General features: G+C 52.6%; 24 protein-coding genes and 4 pseudogenes. 9 read left to right on the top strand and 19 right to left on the bottom strand.

Annotated elements, in window-relative coordinates; all coding sequences use genetic code 11:
- Window positions 1-8: 8 nt before the first annotated feature.
- From QSJ10_RS02975 to QSJ10_RS02965, 3 genes and pseudogenes are all read right to left on the bottom strand, one after another.
- Complete coding sequence (locus QSJ10_RS02975; protein ID WP_033011628.1) at window positions 9-548, bottom strand: competence protein ComK; 540 nt, start codon at window positions 546-548, stop codon at window positions 9-11.
- A 126-nt stretch (window positions 549-674) separates the two neighbouring features.
- Window positions 675-869 (bottom strand): hypothetical protein, encoded by a 195-nt coding sequence (locus tag QSJ10_RS02970; protein ID WP_033011626.1) that lies wholly within the window; start codon window positions 867-869, stop codon window positions 675-677.
- Between the two features lie 103 nt (window positions 870-972).
- Window positions 973-1,810: pseudogene (locus QSJ10_RS02965) on the bottom strand (hypothetical protein).
- Between the two features lie 172 nt (window positions 1,811-1,982).
- Between QSJ10_RS02965 and QSJ10_RS02960 the strand changes: the two are divergent.
- Window positions 1,983-2,573: an SCO family protein gene (locus QSJ10_RS02960; RefSeq protein ID WP_033013825.1), complete on the top strand. Its 591-nt coding sequence runs from the start codon at window positions 1,983-1,985 to the stop codon at window positions 2,571-2,573.
- A 112-nt stretch (window positions 2,574-2,685) separates the two neighbouring features.
- Here QSJ10_RS02960 and QSJ10_RS15530 read toward each other — a convergent pair whose 3' ends face one another.
- On the bottom strand, window positions 2,686-2,991 hold the full coding sequence (locus QSJ10_RS15530; protein WP_033011622.1) for an AzlD domain-containing protein: 306 nt from the start codon (window positions 2,989-2,991) through the stop codon (window positions 2,686-2,688).
- 171 nt (window positions 2,992-3,162) lie between these two features.
- A pseudogene (locus QSJ10_RS15525) lies at window positions 3,163-3,327 on the bottom strand (AzlC family ABC transporter permease); the annotation flags it as partial.
- 179 nt (window positions 3,328-3,506) lie between these two features.
- On the opposite strand from QSJ10_RS15525, the gene dat reads away from it, so the two are divergent.
- Window positions 3,507-4,367: a D-amino-acid transaminase gene (dat, locus tag QSJ10_RS02950; RefSeq protein ID WP_049625044.1), complete on the top strand. Its 861-nt coding sequence runs from the start codon at window positions 3,507-3,509 to the stop codon at window positions 4,365-4,367.
- A gap of 57 nt (window positions 4,368-4,424) precedes the next feature.
- Here dat and QSJ10_RS02945 read toward each other — a convergent pair whose 3' ends face one another.
- From QSJ10_RS02945 to QSJ10_RS02935, 3 genes and pseudogenes are all read right to left on the bottom strand, one after another.
- A complete protein-coding gene (locus QSJ10_RS02945; protein WP_033013827.1) occupies window positions 4,425-5,222 on the bottom strand; it encodes an ABC transporter ATP-binding protein in 798 nt (265 codons plus the stop codon).
- A 19-nt stretch (window positions 5,223-5,241) separates the two neighbouring features.
- A pseudogene (locus QSJ10_RS02940) lies at window positions 5,242-6,640 on the bottom strand (fatty acid--CoA ligase family protein); the annotation flags it as partial.
- 139 nt (window positions 6,641-6,779) lie between these two features.
- A complete protein-coding gene (locus QSJ10_RS02935; RefSeq protein ID WP_053532741.1) occupies window positions 6,780-7,514 on the bottom strand; it encodes an MBL fold metallo-hydrolase in 735 nt (244 codons plus the stop codon).
- Between the two features lie 150 nt (window positions 7,515-7,664).
- On the opposite strand from QSJ10_RS02935, the gene yhfH reads away from it, so the two are divergent.
- Window positions 7,665-7,802, top strand: a complete 138-nt coding sequence (gene yhfH / locus QSJ10_RS02930) for a protein YhfH (RefSeq protein ID WP_080706485.1) — start codon at window positions 7,665-7,667, stop codon at window positions 7,800-7,802.
- On the opposite strand, the gene QSJ10_RS02925 is transcribed toward yhfH, so the two are convergent.
- Entirely contained in the window at window positions 7,799-8,017 is a 219-nt protein-coding gene (locus QSJ10_RS02925) for a hypothetical protein (RefSeq protein ID WP_287136163.1), read from the bottom strand. The two genes, yhfH and QSJ10_RS02925, sit on opposite strands and share 4 nt — an antisense overlap.
- A 258-nt stretch (window positions 8,018-8,275) precedes the next feature.
- On the opposite strand from QSJ10_RS02925, the gene QSJ10_RS02920 reads away from it, so the two are divergent.
- On the top strand, window positions 8,276-9,412 hold the full coding sequence (locus QSJ10_RS02920; RefSeq protein WP_064213609.1) for an IS110-like element ISGka2 family transposase: 1,137 nt from the start codon (window positions 8,276-8,278) through the stop codon (window positions 9,410-9,412).
- Between the two features lie 495 nt (window positions 9,413-9,907).
- On the top strand, window positions 9,908-11,044 hold the full coding sequence (locus QSJ10_RS02915) for an IS110-like element ISGka2 family transposase (protein ID WP_064213609.1): 1,137 nt from the start codon (window positions 9,908-9,910) through the stop codon (window positions 11,042-11,044).
- 143 nt (window positions 11,045-11,187) lie between these two features.
- On the opposite strand, the pseudogene QSJ10_RS02910 reads toward QSJ10_RS02915, so the two are convergent.
- The 7 genes and pseudogenes from QSJ10_RS02910 to QSJ10_RS02880 all read right to left on the bottom strand — a co-directional run.
- Window positions 11,188-11,322, bottom strand: a pseudogene (locus QSJ10_RS02910) (TetR/AcrR family transcriptional regulator); the annotation flags it as partial.
- Window positions 11,323-11,548: 226 nt separating this feature from the next.
- Entirely contained in the window at window positions 11,549-12,952 is a 1,404-nt protein-coding gene (hemY, locus tag QSJ10_RS02905) for a protoporphyrinogen oxidase (protein WP_033013830.1), read from the bottom strand.
- On the bottom strand, window positions 12,945-13,892 hold the full coding sequence (hemH, locus tag QSJ10_RS02900; RefSeq protein WP_049625039.1) for a ferrochelatase: 948 nt from the start codon (window positions 13,890-13,892) through the stop codon (window positions 12,945-12,947). The genes hemY and hemH overlap by 8 nt, the downstream gene beginning before the upstream one ends.
- Before the next feature lie 15 nt (window positions 13,893-13,907).
- A complete protein-coding gene (hemE, locus tag QSJ10_RS02895; protein WP_033013832.1) occupies window positions 13,908-14,945 on the bottom strand; it encodes a uroporphyrinogen decarboxylase in 1,038 nt (345 codons plus the stop codon).
- A 189-nt stretch (window positions 14,946-15,134) separates the two neighbouring features.
- Window positions 15,135-16,535, bottom strand: coding sequence for a hypothetical protein (locus QSJ10_RS02890; RefSeq protein ID WP_053532414.1), 1,401 nt, complete (start codon window positions 16,533-16,535; stop codon window positions 15,135-15,137).
- A gap of 203 nt (window positions 16,536-16,738) precedes the next feature.
- A complete protein-coding gene (locus QSJ10_RS02885; protein ID WP_033013834.1) occupies window positions 16,739-17,953 on the bottom strand; it encodes an ABC transporter permease in 1,215 nt (404 codons plus the stop codon).
- Window positions 17,950-18,687: an ABC transporter ATP-binding protein gene (locus tag QSJ10_RS02880; RefSeq protein WP_033013835.1), complete on the bottom strand. Its 738-nt coding sequence runs from the start codon at window positions 18,685-18,687 to the stop codon at window positions 17,950-17,952. The genes QSJ10_RS02885 and QSJ10_RS02880 overlap by 4 nt, the downstream gene beginning before the upstream one ends.
- Window positions 18,688-19,164: 477 nt before the next feature.
- On the opposite strand from QSJ10_RS02880, the gene QSJ10_RS02875 reads away from it, so the two are divergent.
- On the top strand, window positions 19,165-19,587 hold the full coding sequence (locus QSJ10_RS02875; protein WP_033013836.1) for an HIT family protein: 423 nt from the start codon (window positions 19,165-19,167) through the stop codon (window positions 19,585-19,587).
- Between the two features lie 77 nt (window positions 19,588-19,664).
- Here the strand turns inward: QSJ10_RS02875 and QSJ10_RS02870 are convergent, their stop codons facing one another.
- Window positions 19,665-20,510, bottom strand: coding sequence for a peptidylprolyl isomerase (locus QSJ10_RS02870; RefSeq protein ID WP_049625036.1), 846 nt, complete (start codon window positions 20,508-20,510; stop codon window positions 19,665-19,667).
- A 254-nt stretch (window positions 20,511-20,764) separates the two neighbouring features.
- On the opposite strand from QSJ10_RS02870, the gene QSJ10_RS02865 reads away from it, so the two are divergent.
- Window positions 20,765-20,854: a YjcZ family sporulation protein gene (locus QSJ10_RS02865; RefSeq protein WP_021322511.1), complete on the top strand. Its 90-nt coding sequence runs from the start codon at window positions 20,765-20,767 to the stop codon at window positions 20,852-20,854.
- A 75-nt stretch (window positions 20,855-20,929) separates the two neighbouring features.
- Here the strand turns inward: QSJ10_RS02865 and QSJ10_RS02860 are convergent, their stop codons facing one another.
- Window positions 20,930-21,109, bottom strand: coding sequence for a hypothetical protein (locus QSJ10_RS02860; protein WP_053532415.1), 180 nt, complete (start codon window positions 21,107-21,109; stop codon window positions 20,930-20,932).
- Window positions 21,110-21,303: 194 nt separating this feature from the next.
- Between QSJ10_RS02860 and QSJ10_RS02855 the strand changes: the two genes are divergently transcribed.
- Complete coding sequence (locus QSJ10_RS02855; RefSeq protein WP_033013839.1) at window positions 21,304-21,645, top strand: YhaI family protein; 342 nt, start codon at window positions 21,304-21,306, stop codon at window positions 21,643-21,645.
- On the opposite strand, the gene QSJ10_RS02850 is transcribed toward QSJ10_RS02855, so the two are convergent.
- Window positions 21,638-22,243 (bottom strand): HTH-type transcriptional regulator Hpr, encoded by a 606-nt coding sequence (locus QSJ10_RS02850; RefSeq protein ID WP_196242956.1) that lies wholly within the window; start codon window positions 22,241-22,243, stop codon window positions 21,638-21,640. The genes QSJ10_RS02855 and QSJ10_RS02850 overlap by 8 nt on opposite strands.
- 89 nt (window positions 22,244-22,332) lie before the next feature.
- On the opposite strand from QSJ10_RS02850, the gene yhzF reads away from it, so the two are divergent.
- On the top strand, window positions 22,333-22,587 hold the full coding sequence (gene yhzF, locus QSJ10_RS02845) for a membrane protein YhzF (RefSeq protein WP_487139134.1): 255 nt from the start codon (window positions 22,333-22,335) through the stop codon (window positions 22,585-22,587).
- Window positions 22,588-22,671: the final 84 nt, after the last annotated feature.

Here is a 22,671-nt window from a genome sequence, read left to right as displayed (position 1 = left end):
CATGGCGGTTATTCCGTCACATGCTTTTCTTGCTGCATGCGATATATGTATTGCAGTTTGCGCTCTCTCGCCTCCATTCGCTCCGACAGTTTCGTCCGCAGCTGGGCTGTTCGGTGCAATTGGTTGATGAAAGATTTGCAGGACACATCGAGGACAACGCTTTTCCCGTTGCGGAAGTATACAACCGTCCGCTCATATTTCGCAGGCTCATACCGATAGACATGCATATGCGACAGCCAAACACAGCAGGAATCTTTCGGGGAAGCGGTGGGAAAGAAGTAAATTTCGTTGGACGGTTCAATGGCGATCGGCGCTTTGTGGGTGATGCCGATCACGGCCTTTGTTCCCTCTTTTCTGCCTTGAAAGCTGCAGCCATAATAATCGCAGCTATGTCTAATAATGTCGAGGGGCGTTTGTTTGACAATGTACTCGCCATCTTCCTCGACGACCTTTGCATACAGGTCATTGTTCAACAAATAAGGGAGAATCGCCATCGTATAACGGCTCACGACGAAATGGTTTAGGATGATAAATTCATTTACTTTCATCGTCTCATCTCCTCTCAACGAACTCACCACTCCTATCATACCACCAATAGTTATATTTTTCTATATTTTTAAAAAAGCCAGCGTTTTTTTGCGCAAAAAATCCCATGACGATCGTCATGGGCATTGTCAGGAGTTTTCAAACGTCTGGCCGATTTCTTTCATTGCTAAATACTCGTTCGCTTGCTCGAGCGCCGTATGTTCGCCGACCGAATCGCCTGCATACGTTTCCTCGTTCATCCACGATTGTTCAAAATGGAGATCGGTGCTGACGCGGAATTCGGCAGGGATTAGCTCCGGCAGACTATCTTTTTTCTTTTCCATTTCATCGCCTCCCTCCGTCTATAGAGTGCGCCAGCTTTTTCCTTTTATACGCAAAAAAGCCCGGTCAAACCGGGCTTCCGTCGATATACGGCAATAGCCGCCGTCAAGCGGTCGTAAACTGCTCCTCTTCCGTCGATCCTTTCAAGGCGACGGTGGATGCTTGACCGCCGGAGATGACTTGGGCGACTTCATCAAAATAGCCGGTGCCGACTTCGCGTTGATGGCGCGTTGCAGTGTAGCCATATTTTTCAGCGGCAAATTCTGCTTGCTGCAGTTCGGCGTATGCAGCCATGCCGCGTTCTTTGTAGCCGCGCGCCAGTTCAAACATGCTGTAGTTGAGCGCGTGGAATCCAGCCAGAGTAACGAACTGGAACTTGTACCCCATTTTGCCGAGCTCTTGCTGGAATTTGGCGATCGTTTCATCGTCCAATTTTTTCTTCCAGTTGAACGACGGTGAGCAGTTATAGGCCAGCAGCTTGCCCCGCCCCGGCATCAGCCACGATCGGAACAAAGTAGTCGATGTCTCCACTACCTTCCAAATATTGAATTTGATCAGCGCGCTGCAACGCCTGATTAATGCGTTTGACGACGTGCGGAACACTGTTGGACGGATACAAGCTTTGGTCCGGATACATTTGCCCGGCGAGGTTGGCGTCGGCTGCCACCTGCCATCCACTTAAATAAATGGCTTTCAACCCGGCTTTCACTTGTTGCACGGCCTGATTCCCCGTCAACACACCAAGCGCGTGGACATAGTCTTCGGTATGGAGCAGTTTCCATAGTTTTTCTGCGCCGCGCCGAGCGAGCGTATGCTCAATATCGATCGAGCCGCGCAGTTTAATGACATCTTCGGCGCTGTACGGGCGGACGATCCCTTTCCAGCGCTCTTCATTTTTCCAGCTTTCCTCTAATTGTCGGACACGTTCAGCAAATGACGCCATTTTTCCTTCCCCCATCTCTTTGTTATAATACATCATTTTTATTTACGGTTTTATTATATAACAAAAAAATGCAAGCTTTTTTGAATTAGGAAAATAGACACAAACTGTTCGTAAACAACACCGTTTTCCTATCCGTACTTTTGGTATGATCATGAATAGAGGAGTGATGGGAATGAGAAAGTGGTATACGATAGCAGCGTGCCTCGTACTGTTCGGAATCGGCGCCGGCATCTTTTACTTTACCGTTTATAAGCCATCTACCGCGCGCCTTCCCCATGATGTCACAATGGAAACTGCCTGGGGGCGTCCGTATGCGTTCGGCGACTTGCCGCCGAAAGTGCGGCTCGTTGAGTTTATTTATACAAACTGTCCAGATATTTGTCCGAATACGACAATGCAAATGGCGAAACTGCGCGACCGGCTGGAAAGCGCCGGTGTATTTGGGCGGGATGTCGAATTTATCACCATCACGATTGATCCGGCCCGCGACACGAAAGAAAAGCTGCAAACATATGCCCGCACGTTTGGCGTAACCGGCGACGGGCAAGGCTGGGTATTTTTGCGCGGCAGCGAGGACGAAACAAAAAAAACAGCCGACGCCTTCGATTTTCAATACCGAGACCCGGGCAACGGGATGATTGTGCATACAGCGCTCGCGTACTTGCTTGACCGCGATGGCCGCGTCATTGAGCAGGTCGGGATGGGGACTTCGCGGTTTCACGTCGATGACGTATATGAAACCATTATGAATGAGTTGCCGTAATATCGCCGCAACAAACAGGTGTCCCGATCACTCGGGACACCTGTTTGTGCTGGATGATGTGTGTTCCAGGGAAATCCAGCGCCTTTTGCCCCCTTGCCAAAGACAGCATCATTCAAACGACGAGCGAATACAGACTGAGGACCGCAACCGCGGCAAGAACGACGACCATGACATTGGCCCCGAACCAAGCCGCGATGACAGCCGCCGCAAAACCAATGGCTCCGAACACAACATCATCTTGGATGAAAAAAACGTCAGGAATAATGAGCGCCCCAAGCACTGCATACGGCACGTTTTTCAGCACCCCTTGCCAAAACGGCGGCAGCTGGATGCGGCCGAGCAGCACAAACGGCAGCAGGCGGGGCAAGTACGTCACGACTCCCATGCCGATGATCATCCAGACGATCGTGCTATTCATCGCCGTTTCCTCCTTCTTTCGCCAGCCATTGAACGATGACAGCCGACAGCAACGTAGCCAACACGATCGACCATCCTTTCGACAAGTGAAGAACAAACGTGCCGATAGAATTAAAATAAACGTCGTCAACACGATTTCCAACGCCCCGGTGCCGGCGGCAATCAAACTGAGGGCAATATATTGCGAAGCGCCAGCAAAGACAACAAGGCTCATCAGCACCGTTTCGCCAAGCATCAGCCCGGTCGTCTTGGCGAGTAGTCCAAAAGCGAGCGCAATCGGCGTATAGCCAATGGCGATCGCCACCCCCGCTTGCACTCCTTGGCGAAACGGCGCCATCTTGCTAGCTTCCCATGTCGTTTCCACTGATCATCCCCCCGTCTTGCTAGATTAATAGCTCCATTATGCAAAAAAGAACGATGTTTCGTAACCCGAAAATCCATCACAGTTTTTTTTCCTCTATGATATAATCAAATTGATTGACGATCGATTTGTCACAAGAAAAGGAGTGCACGTCCATGACCGTAAAAGCATATGTTTTGACCGAACGCGGCCTCCTTCGTTCCGAACAAGTTGCCTATCCGATGGAAGAACGCGGCTTGCAGTTTGGCGACGGCGTCTACGAAGTCGTTCGTCTATACAGCGGCACGTACATCTGGCTCCATGAACATCTAGACCGCCTATACCGCTCGGCGGCGGCCATTCGCCTCGCCGTTCCGTTCAGCCATGAAGAGTTGGCTGAGCGGCTCGAGCAGCTGCGCCGCATGAACGATGTGCGAGAAGATGCCATTTTGTATTTGCAAGTGACGCGAGGGAGCTTCCCGCGCAGCCATGCATTTCCGGCCGAAAACCGGCCGAATTTGTACGCCTACATTCAGCCGATGGCGCGAAAAACGGAGGAAATGGCGCGCGGCGTGCGCGCGATTTTGACCAAAGACGTCCGCTGGGAGTACTGCTGCATTAAAAGCTTGAACTTGCTGCCGAACGTACTTGCAAAACAAGAAGCCGTCGAGCGCGGAGCGTTTGAAGCGATTCTCCACCGCGACGGCGTCGTGACCGAGGGAAGTTCATCGAACATTTTCCTTGTCAAACACAAAACCGTCTATACTCACCCAGCGACGGAGCGGATTTTAAACGGCATCGTCCGCACCAAAGTGAAGGAATTTTGCGCTGAACTTGGCATTCCGTTCATCGAAAAGGCGTTTTCCGTCAGCAGTCTCGCCGAAGCCGATGAATTGTTTTTGACGAGCACCACCTCGGCGATCACTCCGATCGTCCAAGTAGAAGAAACATTGATCGGAAACGGCGAACCGGGGGACGTGACGAAAGCGCTGCAAGCCGCCTATCAAAAGGCGACCAAGCCGCTTCCAACCGCTTGACCCGTTCCATTGCACCGAAAATGAGGCGCCCGCAACGTTGGGGCACCTCGTTTCGTTTTATGAACCGAGTACAGCGCGGTCGCTCGCAAACCGGCTGCCGCGGATGCGCTGAAACTCTTCCAACAGCCGCTCGACTGTCAATTTTTCTTTTTCCTCTCCCGCGGCCGTGAAAATAATTTGCCCGCCATCCATCATGATGAGCCGGTTGCCAAGGCGAATCGCCTGCTCCATATTGTGCGTGACCATCAGCGTCGTCAACTGATGCTGTCTGACAATTTCCTTCGTCAATTCGGTGACAAGCTCGGCCCGCGCCGGGTCGAGGGCGGCGGTATGTTCATCAAGCAAAAGCACATCCGGCTTTGTGAATGTGGCCATCAACAGTGAAAGCGCCTGCCGCTCCCCGCCGGAGAGAAGGCCGACTTTAGCGGCGAGCCGGTCTTCGAGCCCTAAATGGAGCGTTTGCAGCGTTTCCCGAAACCACTTTCGCTTTTCTCTTGTTACACCAAGACGCAGCGTGCGCCGTCTTGTTCGGTTGTAAGCGAGCGCCAAATTTTCCTCGATCGTCATATGGGGGGCGGTGCCGGCCATCGGATCTTGAAACACGCGGCCGATGTAGCGGGCGCGGGCATGTTCTTTGAGCGCCGTGACGTTGCGGCCGTTGATCCACACTTCACCCGTATCAGGGGACAGCCGGCCGGAAATGATATTCATCAACGTCGACTTTCCGGCGCCGTTGCTGCCGATGACCGTGACAAAATCGCCGGGGGCCAGCGTTAAATCAATCCCCCGCAAGGCGACTTTTTCATCAGCAGTTCCTTCGTTAAATACTTTTGTAATTCGTTTTAGCTCCAGCAACCGTCTCTCCCCTCTCAAGCTGTGCTGCTTTCCGTTTTTTCCTCTGTACAAACGCCAGCACCGCCTCGCCGTAATCCGGATCCGGCACGCCGATCACAGCGGCTTCGACGACGCCTGGATGACTGTACAGCACTTCCTCGACCTCACGCGGATATACATTGTAGCCGCCGACGATGATCATCTCTTTTTTCCGGTCGACGATGTAGAAATAGCCCTCCTCATCCATCGCGCCAAATCGCCGGTGTGCAGCCAGCCATCGCGCAAGGCAGCCGCCGTTTCTTCCGGCATTTTGTAGTACCCTTTCATGACGTTCGGGCCGCGCACAACAAGTTCACCGACTTCGCCGACAGGCACTTCTTCACCATATTCATTGACGACCTTGTTCTCAACATTTTTAATGCTTGTCCCGATCGAACCGGGCTTGCGCGGCCGATCGAGAGGATTAAAGCAAGTGACAGGAGACGCTTCCGAAAGCCCATATCCTTCTGAAATGATGACGTTGAACTTTTTCTCAAAATTTTCAAGCAAGGAGACCGGCATCGACGCTCCTCCCGAGATGCAGAGGCGAAGCGTCTGCAAATCAGCGACCGTTCCTCCTTCATATTGATAAAGGAAGTTGTACATCGTCGGCACACCGGCAAAAATCGTCGCCTTTTCCTTTCGGGCCAGGGCAAACATGGCGGCCGGGCTGAATTTCGGCATAATAAGCACCGTTCCCCCGTTCATAAGCGGAGCATTTTGAGCGCCACGGTCAGACAAAAGACATGGAACATCGGCAGCGCGGCAATCACGCGGTCATGTTCATCGATTCCTAAATAGTCAGCCGTATCCTGGGCGTTGCTGTACAAGTTTTTATGCGTGAGCATCTCCCCTTTCGGCTTGCCGGTTGTTCCGGATGTATACAAAATGACGGCGACATCATCGTCATCAAGCTCCGGTCCTGCAAACGACGAATCGCCGGCAGCCAACACTTCTGCAAACGATTTTATTTCATCGGACAGCGTAATCCCTTTTTCCTTTCCTTGCGGCGTTTCACAAACGATGGCCTGCTTCAGCAAAGGCAGGCGCTGCTTCGCCCCGGCAAAGAGCGGAGCGAGCAAATCGAGCCCGATTACCGCTTTGACGTCGCCATTAAGCAAAATATACCCAATTTCTTCCGGCGTATAAATCGGATTGATCGGGATGACGGTCGCTCCGAGCCGCAGCGCCCCGTACAGGCCGATGACAAATTGCGGCAAATTGCCAAGCAATAAGGCGATGTGATCCCCCCGGCGAATGCCAAGCTGCGCCAATCCGTCGGCAAACCGAGACACCGCGGCGTCCAATTGTTGATACGTGCATCGTTCCCCCATAAACACGTACGCTTCTTTGTCCGGTAGTTGTTTAGCGATTTGCGCCAACCGCGTCGTTAAGTTCATCCAATCTCCCCCTTAAAAATGAATGAATGACCATTCATTTTTCAAGTAAAAAAATTCGAACTATAATTTATTATAAAAAAATAACGGCGAAGGACGAGCAAAAGCGCTTCCCTCGCCGTTTTTTTTTCGCTGCTTTTCGCTACTGTGCCCACACTAAGCCGGTGCGGGCGAGGCGAATAACGCCGCGGAACGTCCGCTCCGCTTCTTCAACGAGCTGTTCGTGCCTGCCAATGTGCGGCAAGTGCGTCAACCATAGTTCACCAACGCCCGCCCCCTCGGCGATGGCCGCCGCTTCCTCGCTCGTCATATGGCCGGCCGGCGAAGCGTTTTGTCCAGCGTAAAAATTGCACTCGCAAATGAGCAAGTCAGCTCCTTTTGCAAACGGTGTAAATTCCGGCATGTAGCTCGAATCAGCCGTGTACACGACCGTGTTGCCGCCGGCAGTGATGCGCATCGCATAACACGGAACCGGATGGACTGTTTTCAAAAATGAAAGCGAAAACGGACCGACCGCAAGCACCTTGGCCGGATCATAAGGAATCCCTTCCGTAATGCCGCTATGCGTCAGGCGGGCGAAGGCCGCCTCATCTTCTTGGTGGCCGTAAATCGGCAGCACCGGCAAATCCGCCCCTACATTTTTATGAATGAGGCGCGCATATTGGAGCGGGCCGATATCGGCGATATGATCATAGTGATAGTGGGAGACGACAACCGCATCCAAGTTTTCTACAGCCGTGTAGTTTTGCAGCTTGGCGAGCGCCCCGCTTCCGCAGTCGACAAGCATGCGAAACCCGTCATGCTCAAACAAATAAGCGGATGTCGCTTCATTGGCGGCGGGAAACCCTCCCCAATAGCCGATGACTGTCACTTTCATTCCCTTTCCTCTCCTTCCACCCATTTTGTCTTCATCATACACGACGGCTGCCTTTTTTTCATCTTTGTTGATGTTGTTTTAAAACACCTATTGACATTTTTATCTGTGTTATAATACAATAAAATCACCAAGACAACGGAGGGGATCACAATGTTGATGAAAGTGTTAGAATTTTTCAAAAACACAGCACCGAAAAAGTGCTCGCAATGCGGCAAAACGATCGACGAGCAGCACGAGTGCTACGGCAACACATGCTCTGACTGCCTTGGCACCGCTTACCGCCACTAGGTGAGCGGACGCTGCCCTTGCGTCACGATGCCGGCTGCCCCGCCGGCAATAGGCTGTTCCCCGATGCAACCTGCCTTTTTTGCTTTAATGCCCCCCGTGTGGGGGCGTTTTTTTTTTACACAAAAAACATCCATGAGTAAGCTTTTACTCGCCACCCAAGCATGAAAATAACCGCTCATGGATTCATTATTTTCACGGAAAAGATCCATGGGCAATGGTTTGCCCTCCACCCAGGGATGAAAATCCCCCTTTTCTTCCCATAATGAAGAATAGGCGCAAACAGTTTAACAGGACGTTATGCTTAATGGTGGCTTAGACCCTGTACGGAAAAGTGTTTGAATCCACTGGGTGCACCACCCATTGTCCGCCCTTTCCTGTGATAGAGGAAAGGTGACGACGAACGGAAAACTGCCGCATGTCTCCCGTGGATTCACTGTTTGCGCACTCGATCATCGAAAAGGAGGATTTTCATCATGGATGTCATCTATCCTCGCTGCGCAGGATTGGATGTTCATGCCGAAACCATCGTCGCCTGCGCGCTATGGGAAGAAGATGGACACATTCAAAAGGACATTCAAACCTTCTCCACGTTCTCGAAGGGACTTGGCGACCTGCTTGAGTGGCTCGAAGAACATGGCGTCACCCATGTCGCCATGGAATCCACCGGCGTGTATTGGAAACCGGTCTTCGCCTTCCTCGAGGGCTATGTCGACTTGACACTGGCCAATCCGCAGCGGATCAAAAATGTCCCGGGAAGAAAAACCGATGTCTCTGACGCCGAGTGGATCGCCAAGCTGCTCCGCCATGGACTCGTTGAAAAAAGTTTCGTCCCCCCAGCGGATATTCGCGAATTGCGGGATTTTACCCGCCTCCGCAAAAAGTGGGTCGGACAGCTGACTTCGGAGAAAAACCGGATTCAAAAAGTGCTCGAGTCTTCCAATGTCAAACTCGGCTCGGTCCTCTCCGATCTCTTCGGCGTTTCCGGAAAAGACATCCTCGCCCGGCTGCTGGAGAAGGGATACGTGGACAAGGACGAGTTGGATGAATGCCTGCGCGGAAGGCTCAAAAAGAAAAAGCAAGCGGTGTACGATTCGCTGCTCGGCACCTTGACCGAACACGAGCTCCGTCTCCTTCGCCTCTTGTGGAAACACGTTGAGGAATTGGAGCGGCTCATCGAAGAAGTCGACCAACACATCGACCGCCTGCTCGAGCCGTATCGCGAGGAAGTGAACCTGCTGATGACCATGCCCGGAGTGAAAAAACAAACCGCCGCCGTCATCATCGCCGAGATGGGAACCGACATGAGCGTCTTTGAAACGCCGGAACGGGCGGCTTCATGGACTGGATTGTCCCCCGGCAACCATGAAAGCGCCGGAAAGCGAAAGAGCACGCGCACGACAAAAGGCAATCCCCATCTCCGATCGGCGTTATGCGAGGCGGCATGGTCAGCAGCTCGATCCAAGACGCATCCCTTGTCCCGAAAGTTTTGGTCGTTGGCGGCCCGGTGCGGGAAGAAAAAAGCCCTCATCGCCATTGCTCGGCGGATGTTGGTGATCATCTTTTGCATGATCTCCCGCAAAGAGCCGTTCCGCCAACCACAACTTATTTAGTCTAGCCAAAAGGCAGACAGGTTATACGAGATGCCTAAAATCGGGCACCTCTGCTTTCCTATTGCCTTTTTTGGCCATTTTCAGTATACCCTCACGGATCAGGAGCGTATACCGCACTCACCAAGTGGTGGGGATTTTCACGGAAAAAACATCCATGAGTAAGCTTTTACTCGCCACCCAAGCATGAAAATAACCGCTCATGGATTCATTATTTTCACGGAAAAGATCCATGGGCAATGGTTTGCCCTCCACCCAGGGATGAAAATCCCCCTTTTCTTCCCATAATGAAGAATAGGCGCAAACAGTTTAACAGGACGTTATGCTTAATGGTGGCTTAGACCCTGTACGGAAAAGTGTTTGAATCCACTGGGTGCACCACCCATTGTCCGCCCTTTCCTGTGATAGAGGAAAGGTGACGACGAACGGAAAACTGCCGCATGTCTCCCGTGGATTCACTGTTTGCGCACTCGATCATCGAAAAGGAGGATTTTCATCATGGATGTCATCTATCCTCGCTGCGCAGGATTGGATGTTCATGCCGAAACCATCGTCGCCTGCGCGCTATGGGAAGAAGATGGACACATTCAAAAGGACATTCAAACCTTCTCCACGTTCTCGAAGGGACTTGGCGACCTGCTTGAGTGGCTCGAAGAACATGGCGTCACCCATGTCGCCATGGAATCCACCGGCGTGTATTGGAAACCGGTCTTCGCCTTCCTCGAGGGCTATGTCGACTTGACACTGGCCAATCCGCAGCGGATCAAAAATGTCCCGGGAAGAAAAACCGATGTCTCTGACGCCGAGTGGATCGCCAAGCTGCTCCGCCATGGACTCGTTGAAAAAAGTTTCGTCCCCCCAGCGGATATTCGCGAATTGCGGGATTTTACCCGCCTCCGCAAAAAGTGGGTCGGACAGCTGACTTCGGAGAAAAACCGGATTCAAAAAGTGCTCGAGTCTTCCAATGTCAAACTCGGCTCGGTCCTCTCCGATCTCTTCGGCGTTTCCGGAAAAGACATCCTCGCCCGGCTGCTGGAGAAGGGATACGTGGACAAGGACGAGTTGGATGAATGCCTGCGCGGAAGGCTCAAAAAGAAAAAGCAAGCGGTGTACGATTCGCTGCTCGGCACCTTGACCGAACACGAGCTCCGTCTCCTTCGCCTCTTGTGGAAACACGTTGAGGAATTGGAGCGGCTCATCGAAGAAGTCGACCAACACATCGACCGCCTGCTCGAGCCGTATCGCGAGGAAGTGAACCTGCTGATGACCATGCCCGGAGTGAAAAAACAAACCGCCGCCGTCATCATCGCCGAGATGGGAACCGACATGAGCGTCTTTGAAACGCCGGAACGGGCGGCTTCATGGACTGGATTGTCCCCCGGCAACCATGAAAGCGCCGGAAAGCGAAAGAGCACGCGCACGACAAAAGGCAATCCCCATCTCCGATCGGCGTTATGCGAGGCGGCATGGTCAGCAGCTCGATCCAAGACGCATCCCTTGTCCCGAAAGTTTTGGTCGTTGGCGGCCCGGTGCGGGAAGAAAAAAGCCCTCATCGCCATTGCTCGGCGGATGTTGGTGATCATCTTTTGCATGATCTCCCGCAAAGAGCCGTTCCGCCAACCACAACTTATTTAGTCTAGCCAAAAGGCAGACAGGTTATACGAGATGCCTAAAATCGGGCACCTCTGCTTTCCTATTGCCTTTTTTGGCCATTTTCAGTATACCCTCACGGATCAGGAGCGTATACCGCACTCACCAAGTGGTGGGGATTTTCACGGAAAAAACGTATAAATCGTTCCCTTGCCGACATTGGCGAGCTTGGCGATTTGTTCCATCGTCGTCGCCTTGTAGCCGAATGCCGCAAACGATTGAGTTGCCGCCTCGATAATTTGCCGTTTACGGTCGCTTGCCATTGGCCTCATCCTTTAATTTGACTAAATGAACGATTCAGTCAATTCGTATCCATTATACTATGCGGCCGTTTTCCCGTAAAGCCCTTAAAAACGCCGCTCAGCTTCCCGAAACGGCGGCACCCCTTGTTCTAGGGAACAGCGCGGCCGGACAACGGAATACACGGGCCGCCTAACGGTACAAGGCGGCCCGCTAATGGGCGCGGCTGTACATCCCGACCGGCTGGTGTTATTCCGTTTGGCGCAAGTAGTCAAGCACATCACCGACCGCCTTCTCTCCTTGGTCGATGCAATCCGGCAGCCCGAGCCCTTCATACGAGCTACCGGCCAAAAACACTCCCGGCAACTCAGCCGCCATCTGTTGCTTAATTTTCGCCAGCCGCTCGCGATGCCCGACTGTATATTGCGGCATCGCCCGCTTCCACCGGGAGATGACGGCAAACTCCGGCCGGCCGTCAATTTTCATCACTTTACTTAAATCATCCAACACAACGCGGACAATCTCGTCATCCGGTTGATCGACGATCTCCTCATCGCCCGGGCGTCCGACATAGCCGCGCAGCAGCGCTTTGCCGGGCGGAGCCGTGTACGGCCATTTTTTGTGCGTCCACGTGCACGCCGTCAGCGTGTAATCGCTGCGGCGCGAGACAACAAACCCAGTGCCGTCAATATCTTGACGGATCGCTTCCTCTGGAAAAGCAAGCGCGACCGTTGCCACCGACGTCAGCGGCACGGACCGAAACGGGGCAAAAAACGGATAATCAGCGAACATATCCGGCACGACATGGTGCGGCACCGCAACAATGACGCTGTCCGCCTCCCACGTTTCACCATTGCTGAACCGCAGCTGATACGCTGAACCGACGCGGATGATCCGCTCGACGCGCGCCCCTTTGACGACGCTGCCTGGCTCAAGCCGCTTTTCCAACTCTTCGACGAGCGACTGCAAGCCGGTTTTTAACGTCTGAAATGCCCCTTTTCGCTCCTTCTGTTCCTTTGGCGTCGTCCGTTTCGCACCGCGAACGAGGCTGCCGTATTTTTGTTCCAGCTGAAAAAACTGCGGGAACGTTGCCATTAAGCTCATTTCGTCGATGTCGCCGGCGTAAATGCCAGACAGCAGCGGTTCGATCAAATTGTCCACCACTTCATCGCCTAAACGGCGGCGAAAAAAGCGGCCAAGCGGCATATCACCGGCTGTTTTCACCGGCGGCAGCACGAAGTCGAGCGCCGCCCGCAGCTTGCCGGCCGGCGAAAACAACCCGGTCGCCACAAACGGGGCGATGCGCGTCGGGATGCCCATCACCGCTCCGCCTGGAATCGGGTGCAGCTTGCCATTGACCAAAATGTACGACTTTCCGTTCGCATTATGAACGATTTCCCGTTCGAGCCCGACTTCTTTCACAAGGCGGAATGCGCTCGTTTTCCGCGCCAAAAACGAGTCCGGCCCCCGTTCAATGACAAAACCGTCACGAACGACCGTCTGCACTTTTCCGCCGAGCCGGTGCGTCGCCTCGACAAGTTTACACGTCACTGGCAGTTGCTGTTCTTTAGCCGCTTTTTGCAAGTAGTAGGCGGCCGCGAGACCCGTAATGCCGCCGCCGATAATCACAACCGTCCGTTTTCCTTCACTCATGCTTACCGCCTTCTTTTGCGAGCCGCTTTAACACGACCGTCGCCAATGCATCAATAAACAGCGGATCGGTATTCGGCATCTCCGGCCGGTAATAGCGGGCGCCAATTTCTTCGGTTACTTGCTTGCATTCAATATCGTTGTCATACAACACTTCCAAATGGTCGGCGACAAAACCGACCGGCGCATAAACGAACGACGTATAGCCGTGCTCTTCATGGAGCTGGCGCGTCAAATCTTGCACGTCCGGGCCAAGCCATGGCTCCGGCGTGCTGCCGGCGCTTTGCCAACCGACGGCGTAATGCGAGACGCCGGCTTGTTTGGCAATACGTTCGGCTGTGTCTTGGAGCTGTTCTGGATACGGGTCGCCCGCTTGAATGATTTTTTCCGGCAAACTATGGGCCGAGACGATCAACACCGCCCGTTCCCGCTCTTGTTCCGGCATGGCATCAAAAATGGCTCTCACTCGTTCGGACCAATATTGCAAAAACTTCGGCTCGTCATACCACTGGTCAATCGTATAAATAACCGGGCCGCCAAGCTTTTCCGCCGCCGCTTTCGCCCGCTCGTTGTACGAGCGGATGCTGAATGTGGAATAATGAGGGGCTAGGACGATCCCAACCGTTTCTTTGATGCCGTCATCATGCATGCGCTCGACGGCATCCTCAATGAACGGCTCAATATGTTTGAGCCCTAAATACATGCGAAACTCGACTTCATCTTGCACTTCGTTCAGCCGCTCCTCGAGCCGTTTCGCCTGCTCTTCCGTAATTTTCGCAAGCGGCGACAGGCCGCCGATCGCCCGGTAGCGCGCTTTTAAATCCTCGATTTGTTCTTGCGGCGGCTTCCTCCCGTGGCGGATATGCGTATAATACCGTTCAATATCGTCTTCCTTGTACGGCGTGCCGTACGCCATCACAAGCAGTCCGACAATGTTCTTCATTGTGTTGCACCTCGTTTACTTTGCTGAAGTATACTCATGGATAAAAGCCGTCAGCCGCTTCAAAGTCGCCGGCTGCACATCAGGGAAAATGCCATGTCCCAGGTTAAAAATATAGCCCGGCTGCTCCATCCCCTCGTCCAAAATGCGTTTCACCCGCTCTTCGATCACATTCCATGGAGCGAGCAACACCGCCGGATCCAAGTTGCCTTGGATGGCTTTCACAATGCCTTGGCGGCGCGCCTCCCGAATTGACAGCCGCCAATCAAGGCCGATGACATCAAGCGGCAAATCGTTCCACTCGCGCACCAAATGGCCCGCCCCGACGCCAAACATAATGAGCGGCACGCCTTCCTCGCGCAAAGCGGCAAAAATGCGCGCCATCGCCGGCTTAATAAACGCCCGGTAATCGTCCGCATTCACCGCTCCGACCCAAGAATCAAAAATCTGCACCGCGCTCGCCCCGGCCTGAATTTGCGACCGCACGTAGCGGATCGTCATCTCGGCGAGTTTGTCCATTAAGGCAAACCATGCCTTCGGTTCCGCATACATAAACGCTTTTGTTTTATGGTAATTTTTTGATGGTCCGCCTTCAATCATGTAGCTCGCCAACGTAAACGGCGCACCAGCAAACCCGATGAGCGGCACGTCAAGCTGCTCGTTGACAAGCAACCGGATCGTCTCCAGCACGTATGGCACATCATGTTCCGGATCGATCTCCCCGAGCCGTTCGACGTCTTGAAGCGAGCGAATCGGATTGGCGATCACCGGCCCGATGCCGCCCTGAATCTCAACATCAACGCCAATCGCCGGCAGCGGCGTCATAATGTCTTTATATAAAATCGCGGCATCAACGCCGTATTGTTCGACCGGAAGCCTCGTGACATAGGCGCACAGCTCCGGTTCATGCGTAATCTCAAACAGCGAGTATTTTTCTTTCAGCGCCCGGTACTCCGGCTGCGACCGGCCGGCTTGCCGCATGTACCAGACCGGCACATAATCCGTTTTCTCGCCGCGGCAGGCGCGCAAAAATGTATCGTTGATCCGTCTTGTCATCTCCATCCGCCTTTCTTTTCCCCAATCGAGCTGTCCGTTTCCGATTTTTTGCTTATCTATTTTTCACTATACAGGTTTCCCCGCTCTATGTATAGAGAAGGAAACAAACTGTCAAAAAATCGACCGATTTTCAGCCTATGACCATTATACCAAAAAAGCTGCCCTGGCCGCACAGGACAGCTTTTTTCGTCAGATCAGAAACATGGCGACAACGGTTGTGACCGCCAGACCGACCGCTACCGGAATCAAGTTGCGCCGCGCCAACTCAAACGGATCGACGCCGCAAATGGCCGCGGCCGGGATGAGCGCCCACGGAACAAGCGTGCCGCCGCCGACCCAAATGGCAGCGATCTGGCCGAGCGCCGTTAACGTGGCCGCCCCGCCGCCAATGGCGAGCGCAAACAAATGGGCGACCGAACCAGCGAGCGAGATGCCGGAAAACCCGGAGCCGTCAAGACCGGTAATCGCCCCGACAATCGTGAGCGTCACTGCCCCGATTTCGTTGTTCATCGGCACTGCATGAGCCAAGGCGACCCCTAAATCGTTGACAATGCCCTGTGACGCCTGCGGCAAGTAGTCGCCGATAATTTTTACAAATCCGGCATCGCCAAGATAGAAAAAGGCGGCAATCGGAATGATAGGACCGAACACTTTAAATCCGAACTGAAATCCTTCAATAAGGTAATTGGTCACTTCAGCAAAGCTCTCTTGCCGGTGGGCTAAAACGGAAATGAGGATCAAAATAAAAATCGCGGTTCCGCCGACTAAGGCTGTCGCCTCGCCGCCTTGCAAGCGCAAATAAAACATCGCGATGACGTCAAGGGCAAACAACACCGGAATCAACAGCGCCAGCCATTTTTTCGCCGTCTCGGCGAGCAGTCCTTCCGTTTTTTCGAGCGCCGAATCCGTGGCAGCAGCGATTTCTGCATCGCCGACCGCCAAACGTCCTTGCTTCATGTCGCGGCGCAGCAAATAAAACGCGGTGACGGTCGTGACCGCCCCCATGACAAACACGAGCGGCACACTAGCAGCGATGACGTCGCCAACCGGCAGGCCGGCTGCATCGGCGGTCAGTTTCGGCGCCCCTTGAATGATGAAATCGCCAGAAAGCGCGATGCCATGCCCAAACAAGTTCATCGCCATCGCCGCTCCTAACGCCGGCAAGCCCACCCGGACCGCTGCCGGCAACAGCACCGCCCCCATTAAGGCAACGGCTGGAGACGGCCAGAAAAACCAGGAGATGACCATCATCAAAATCCCGATCGTCCAATACGCCCAAGCCGGCGTGCGGATCAAGCGGACAAACGGTGATACCATGACATCATTGATGCCGGTCGCCGACAACACTTTGCTCATCGACACAATGATTGAGATGACCAAAATCGGCGGCAGCAATTCGGTAATGGCGTAAATAAAACTGTTAAACACCCCGCTGACTGCCGCGCTCAGTGAATGGGTAGCGACCGCCGCCAACAAAAAGATCCCAGCAATGCAAACGAGCGATGTATCTTTGCGGGCAACCATAAACCCAATGATGAGCATGATAAACAGCAAGTAAATCCAGTGCAGCGCCACAAGCTCTACACCCATACACAATCCCCTTTCCCCCAACTTCCAGCCCGGCCCGCCGGACATGCGCCTGGGCTGGTGTACTACAGCATATGAAGCGGGAAAGAAGGTGTGAAACAAAAAAGAAGCGCTGCGCTGGGAGAGCATCAAGCAGAAACAGCACGTTAAGGGCTTTCCGTCGCCCCTTTCAAAAAAGAAAGACGCCGGCCTTGGCTCGAAAAGCGCTAATAGCCGGCGTTGGCCCTCCGGCGCGGGCGTCCATAGCGCCCGGCCGCCCAGATCCCCCACGCGTTTCCGCCCACCCAAGTGGCAAGCCAAAGAAAACAGGGGGAGACAGCAGCCAATACAAGGTGAAACAACGTATTTTGCGCGATGAGCAAGATGGCGAACAGCCGCATGGCAGCGGCGGGCGATTCCGTCCGCGGCAGCGGGTACAGCCGCGTCCATAGCGAATAACGGTGGCGATGAGGAAGCGCCGCCAATTGAACAGCGGTCGCATACAACACCAAAAGCACCGTGGCCGCCCGCATGTATTCATGGTCGGCCGCCGCGAGCACGACGCATCCGATGGCGGTTAGCCGCACATACAGCCCTGCGTACTCGCCGGCGCGCAAAAACGTGCGTGCATACAAATGGAAAAAGACGTGCCGCGGCCCGTACGGAATAAAGGCCAGCAACGGGTCGAGCCAACGCCGCCGCTTCGCCGTCTCCCGCCATTCCGGAACGTCCGTGAACAAGTTGGCCACCCGGTAAAACAATCGGGCTGCGCGCTGCTCTTCGGCGATGAGCCGCTCCCACTTCCATGTTTCCCCTTCTGTCCACCGCCATAAGCAGACGGAAAGAGCGGCCATCAACGCAGCGACCGTTCCGAAAAACGGCCACGGCGCCGCCGCCAACCAAAAGTACACGACAAGCGCCGATGCGCCCAAGCGGACAAGCGCGCTCCAACGATGAAACGACGGTTCAGCGATGTAATTCCCCTTCCAACTCGCCCATAAATTCCATAGTTTTAAACAGACGATGCCGAGCAAAAAGAGCGGCCACGGCACCGGCGAAAACCGGACATGGAGCGGTCCGGCCGCCAAAAGAAGCAAACATAGGCCGTAGGAGTGCCACACTGCAGAGAAAACAAACGCCCGGCGAATATATGGACGCAGCCGGCGCTCGGCCGGCAGCAAAAACACCATATCCGCTTCACGAAACAAGGTGCGCACCGAGCCTGACGCCGCCGCCCAACCAAACACCGCCGCAGCGATGGCTGGGTACGGAAATGAGGGGGGGAGCTGTTCGATCGAGCGTTTATACACGACCGCCGCCCAGCCCAACACGATGAACAGGCCGACAAGCAAATGGTCATTGAACATGTAACGCAAGTACCGGAGCCTTCGCCTCCCCTCCGCTCGAAAGCGCTCCTGCCAAAGCTTGCCGGCGTCCATCATGGCGCATCATCCTTTGTTAATTCAATGTACACCTCATCAAGCGTCGCATGTTTCAACCCGGACTGGCGGCGGATGTCATCAAGTGTTCCTTTCGCTTTCACGCGCCCTTGGTGCAAAATGACAAACGAGTCGCAATACCGCTCGGCCGTTGCTAAAATATGGGTTGATAACAAAATGCCGGCTCCCTTCGCCTTTTGTTCATTCATCCGCTCGAGCAGCGCATGAATCGCAAGCGGATCAAGGCCAAGAAACGGCTCGTCGATCATATAAAGAGGCGGTTCAAGCAAAAAGGCGCAAACGATCATCACTTTTTGTTTCATCCCTTTGGAAAAATGGGCCGGAAACGAAGAAAGACGCCGCTCGAGGCGGAACTCGCGAAGCAAGGGAGGAAGGCGGCGTTCGTATTCCGCCTCGCTCAACCCGTACGCCATCGCCGCTAGACGCAAGTGTTCTTCCAATGTCAGTTCTTCATACAACACCGGCGTTTCCGGAATAAAGGCAAACTGCTTCCGGTACGCCTCCGGCTCGGCCGCGAGCGTATAGCCGTTGATCGAAACCGTCCCGCGGCGCGGCTCCATCAAACCGATAATATGTTTGATTGTCGTGCTTTTCCCGGCCCCGTTCAAGCCAATCAAGGCCACTATTTCGCCGCGCTCAACCGAAAATGTCACATCCTCAAGCACGTTTTGCGCTGTATACCCTCCGGATATATGATCCACTTGCAAAAGCGCCATCGTCCGCTAACCCCTTCCACCGCGAAATGGCTTTTGCCCCCATTGTACCAAAGAGAAGCGGTTTTTACCAAAAAAGTTTGTTGCCCCTCCCTGCATAAACACTGCCTCTGCGGGCATGATAAATAGCGAAGAGGGGATGGGGATTCACCAAGCAAAGGCTGATGAACGATCCATCTGAAATGGGGTGTTCGTCAAAGACACCGTTGTGAGCCGCAAGACGTTGTAAACCGTTCATGAACAAGGGCCATCTGTCTGTTGCTGAGAAGCAACGAACCTGTCCAAAGGGGATGGTCGCGTTGAACAAAGGAAGCGCTCACGCCTAAACGACTTTGTCGCAAATGGGGTGTTCATCAAACGCACATTTGATTGAATCATCCTCTCCCCTTTTCACCAGCCGGGATGTAACCGCATGCGGGATTACATCCCGGTTTTTTTATGGTAAAATGAAGAAAACGAAAGGAAAGGGTGACCGTTCCTATGAGTGATTGCATTTTTTGCAAAATCGTCAACGGTGAGTTGCCGGCGGCGAAAGTGTACGAAGACGAGCATGTGCTTGCCTTTTTGGACATCAGCCAAGTAACGAAAGGGCATACGCTTGTCATCCCAAAAGTACATACAGAAAACGTTTTTACGCTTACGCCGGAGGCAGCCGGCCGTCTGTTTCGCGCCGTGCCGGTAATCGCCAACGCGCTGAATAAAGCGTTTTCCCCCGTCGGGCTCAACTTATTGAACAACAATGGCGAGCAAGCGGGGCAGACGGTGTTCCATTACCATCTTCACCTCATTCCACGCTACGGCAAAGGGGATGGGTTTGGCGCGGTCTGGAAGTCGCATGCAAGCGACTATACGCCTGCTGACCTGCAGGCGATCGCGGCCGCCATTCGCGAGCAGCTCGGCTGATCCCCCGTTGTTGAACAGCAGAAAGGTCAAGCCCACAAATAAAAAAACGGAAGCAGGGATGTTCTGCTTCCGTTTTTTTACTGTTTTCCTTGCTGCTCGATCACATCTTGCAAATCTTTGTCTTTGATCTCAACACCGGCATCTTTCACCAATTTGTCCACTTTTGACTGCATCGTCGCAGGATCAAGCTTGTTCCGTTTGACTTCAAACGCAATTTCGTCTTTCATTTCGTTGAACGACTTTTTCTTTTCTTTGTCCGTCACTTTAATGATATGGTAGCCGTAATCCGTTTTCACCGGATCGCTCACTTCGCCGACTTTCAGCTTATAGGCGGCTTCTTCAAACTCCTTGACCATTTTCCCTGGGCCAAACCAGCCTAAATCGCCGCCGTTGGACGCCGAGCCTGGATCTTGGGAGTATTCTTTGGCCAACTTGGCGAAATCCTCGCCTTTATCAAGCTTCGCCTTTACTTCTTTTGCTGTTTTTTCATCTTTGACCAAAATATGGCTGGCACGAATTTTCGGCTTGTAGTTGTCATAATACTCCTTCAGCTCTTTCTCCGTCACTTTTATGTCTTCAACGGCCGCTTTCGTCCGCAGCAAATCGAGCTTGACCATTTCGCGGATCACTTTTTCTCCGTTCTGCTGCACGGCCAAATCATATTGCGTTCCATACGCTTCCTTGATTCGTTCGATTTCGCGGTCGATCTCTTCATCGGTTACCTTGTATTTTTTGCTCAACACTTTTTCGTCAATCAAATCACGAAGGACGGATTTGCCGACGCGCTCTTTCATCTCATTATAAAATTCATCTTTCGTAATATTGCCGTTTTTCGTTTCCACAATCGCTTCCAAACCGTCGTTGCTGCAGGCCGACAAAGCCATGAACGAAACGACGGCAGTGGCCATCATCCATTTTTTCATTCGCTTCACAACTCCTACATCTTTTTTCGATTGAATGTTCCCACGATTTCAAGCGGCGCAGATCGAATGGCGCCCAAGCGCGCCCAAGAAACAACATGCTCGCCTCTTCAGCCACGACAATAACTATACCATATTTTCAATGAAAAAAAAACCTCTTTCCGCTTTAGTCATCCGCCCATAACATGCACGCTTGTCATACATATGATGAGGATGAAGCGCTCGACAGGCTTCTTCTTACGAAAGGGGGTGTTACGATGAGCGCACCTTATTCCGGAGGCTTTGCGTTGATTGTTGTGCTGTTTATTTTGCTAATCATTGTCGGCTGCGCCTGCGTCATCTACTAAACAAAAGAGGGTGTCCCCCGAAACCGGGAGCACCCTCTTGCTTCCTCTTTCCCGATCGGCCGCACCGGCTCCTCGTTATGTAAACAACACTTCAAAATAAGAAGAAATCAATAAAATCGTAATCAGTACGTTGATCGTCCGGAAAACCGCCGGCTGCTGCTCCTCCGGGATGTCTCGCTGCGCACAAAACGAGTGAGTGAGCTGATTCAGAAAAAATAAAACCGCCACTGCCAGAGGGATAAAGTAAAGCACCAAAACTCTTCCCCTCCTTCTCATCTTCACCAAACACCGTCCATGGCTTTAACTTTACCTCGTCCGCCGCCGGAAATCAATCTTTTTTCTCTCGAAAAATACGGTGAAGCGATTTTCCCTATTGGTGAATGCGCACAAATCCGGTAAAATATACGTAAACACGGTTGCACTTTATGCCAGCCAAAGGAGCACGGTGTATGGAGTCGTTGGAAAAGCGAGTGGCCAAGCTCGAATTTCACCAGTCATTGTTGCTGGAAATGGTCGATGAAACAAAAAAACCGTTTTACTCCCTTGTGATCCGCGCTGATTTGACCAAAGAAGAAGTCGACGCATTCCTATCGTTTTGCCAAGAGCTCGCCGAGCAATATGAGCGGCAAAAAGCGGAAGGGTTGACGATTTTCACCCCTCTGCTCGTGCAGTTTGCCGGGATGCTCCATCCGAACCTTCCGCTCGAACAAACGGTTGACGCCATGTTGGCCCAACAACTGTTTGTGCCGCTGATGACCGAGCTGAAAATGCTCATTCAAACCGTCAATTAGCCTGGCTGGCCAGCTCTTTCTCCTGCTCTGTCGCTTTCGCCGTCCGCCTGACGAGCTTGCCGTCTTGCTCGACAAAGTCTTCCTTAATGTTCTCAAACGCCCGCTCAAAAATTTCCATAAAATCATCGCCATAAATATTGCGGACTATGCACATCATTTCTAAAATTTCCGGAAACTTTCCGTACAACTCGCGCAACGGCAACACCCCATTAAAAACGGCATTTTTCGTCGGGTCATACGTCTCCATCAGCTTCATCAACACTTCTTCGCCTTTTTCGGTCAACTCAATGTACGTATTGCGCTTGTCGTCTTGCCTTTTGGAAAATGAAAGAAACCCTTTTTCTTCCAGTTTTTTCGAAAAGTTAAAAGCTGTCGAAACGTGCATCACACCAAATTTGGAAATTTCTGAGATCGATACTCCTTTAAAATGGTAAGCAATCCATAAAATATGATGCTCATTAATGTTCAAATCGAATGGCTTGATCCATTGCTGCCAGTCTTTTTCAATCGATTTCCATAGCGCCTTGCTCAGCTGGGCGATCCGTTGGCTAAATAGCATTGCCTCTTTAACGGAATAATGCTGTTCTGTCCCCTTCATCGTTCCACCCACTCTTTCCCTCACCGTATTTTTTATTTCCTATTATATCAATAAAACAAAAAAGAATAAAGACAAAAATATTTATTTTTATGATTTTTTTGCATATTCATAGTAATAAGCCTAAGGAGACTGCCGCATACAGGAGGGAAAACGCAATGATGTATATACAATGGATGCTTACCGCAATCGGATTCGTATTTTTCTGTCTTTTTATAAACACTTTCTTTTCTTTATGGAAAGCGCGGGCGTACCCGCCAAAGGCGCTGCTCAAAGAGCAAGCTTTGCGCTATATTGGAATAGCATCGCTTTGTCTGTTTGCCGCCTGGCTTCTCAGCTACGCTTAGCGTTTGTTTGAATTTTCAAATAAATAAAGGCAGGGAAGGAGCTGCAAACCAGCATCGTTCCGCCTGTTTGATAGCAAAAAACCC

It is taken from the genome of Geobacillus stearothermophilus ATCC 12980, from assembly GCF_030369615.1.
In the GTDB taxonomy this organism is placed as follows: Bacteria; Bacillota; Bacilli; order Bacillales; family Anoxybacillaceae; genus Geobacillus; species Geobacillus stearothermophilus.
The sequence above is the reverse complement of the archived record's forward strand: the minus strand, read 5'-3'. Positions and strand labels throughout refer to the sequence as shown.

Coding starts and splice junctions, on each gene's coding strand:
- QSJ10_RS02975 (WP_033011628.1), bottom strand. CDS start 548: ATGAAAGTAAATGAATTTATCATCCTAAACCATTTCGTCGTGAGCCGT.
- QSJ10_RS02970 (WP_033011626.1), bottom strand. CDS start 869: ATGGAAAAGAAAAAAGATAGTCTGCCGGAGCTAATCCCTGCCGAATTC.
- QSJ10_RS02960 (WP_033013825.1), top strand. CDS start 1,983: ATGAGAAAGTGGTATACGATAGCAGCGTGCCTCGTACTGTTCGGAATC.
- QSJ10_RS15530 (WP_033011622.1), bottom strand. CDS start 2,991: ATGAATAGCACGATCGTCTGGATGATCATCGGCATGGGAGTCGTGACG.
- dat (WP_049625044.1), top strand. CDS start 3,507: ATGACCGTAAAAGCATATGTTTTGACCGAACGCGGCCTCCTTCGTTCC.
- QSJ10_RS02935 (WP_053532741.1), bottom strand. CDS start 7,514: ATGAAAGTGACAGTCATCGGCTATTGGGGAGGGTTTCCCGCCGCCAAT.
- yhfH (WP_080706485.1), top strand. CDS start 7,665: ATGTTGATGAAAGTGTTAGAATTTTTCAAAAACACAGCACCGAAAAAG.
- QSJ10_RS02920 (WP_064213609.1), top strand. CDS start 8,276: ATGGATGTCATCTATCCTCGCTGCGCAGGATTGGATGTTCATGCCGAA.
- QSJ10_RS02915 (WP_064213609.1), top strand. CDS start 9,908: ATGGATGTCATCTATCCTCGCTGCGCAGGATTGGATGTTCATGCCGAA.
- hemY (WP_033013830.1), bottom strand. CDS start 12,952: ATGAGTGAAGGAAAACGGACGGTTGTGATTATCGGCGGCGGCATTACG.
- hemH (WP_049625039.1), bottom strand. CDS start 13,892: ATGAAGAACATTGTCGGACTGCTTGTGATGGCGTACGGCACGCCGTAC.
- hemE (WP_033013832.1), bottom strand. CDS start 14,945: ATGACAAGACGGATCAACGATACATTTTTGCGCGCCTGCCGCGGCGAG.
- QSJ10_RS02890 (WP_053532414.1), bottom strand. CDS start 16,535: ATGGGTGTAGAGCTTGTGGCGCTGCACTGGATTTACTTGCTGTTTATC.
- QSJ10_RS02885 (WP_033013834.1), bottom strand. CDS start 17,953: ATGATGGACGCCGGCAAGCTTTGGCAGGAGCGCTTTCGAGCGGAGGGG.
- QSJ10_RS02880 (WP_033013835.1), bottom strand. CDS start 18,687: ATGGCGCTTTTGCAAGTGGATCATATATCCGGAGGGTATACAGCGCAA.
- QSJ10_RS02875 (WP_033013836.1), top strand. CDS start 19,165: ATGAGTGATTGCATTTTTTGCAAAATCGTCAACGGTGAGTTGCCGGCG.
- QSJ10_RS02870 (WP_049625036.1), bottom strand. CDS start 20,510: ATGAAAAAATGGATGATGGCCACTGCCGTCGTTTCGTTCATGGCTTTG.
- QSJ10_RS02865 (WP_021322511.1), top strand. CDS start 20,765: ATGAGCGCACCTTATTCCGGAGGCTTTGCGTTGATTGTTGTGCTGTTT.
- QSJ10_RS02855 (WP_033013839.1), top strand. CDS start 21,304: ATGGAGTCGTTGGAAAAGCGAGTGGCCAAGCTCGAATTTCACCAGTCA.
- QSJ10_RS02850 (WP_196242956.1), bottom strand. CDS start 22,243: ATGAAGGGGACAGAACAGCATTATTCCGTTAAAGAGGCAATGCTATTT.
- yhzF (WP_487139134.1), top strand. CDS start 22,333: ATGATTTTTTTGCATATTCATAGTAATAAGCCTAAGGAGACTGCCGCA.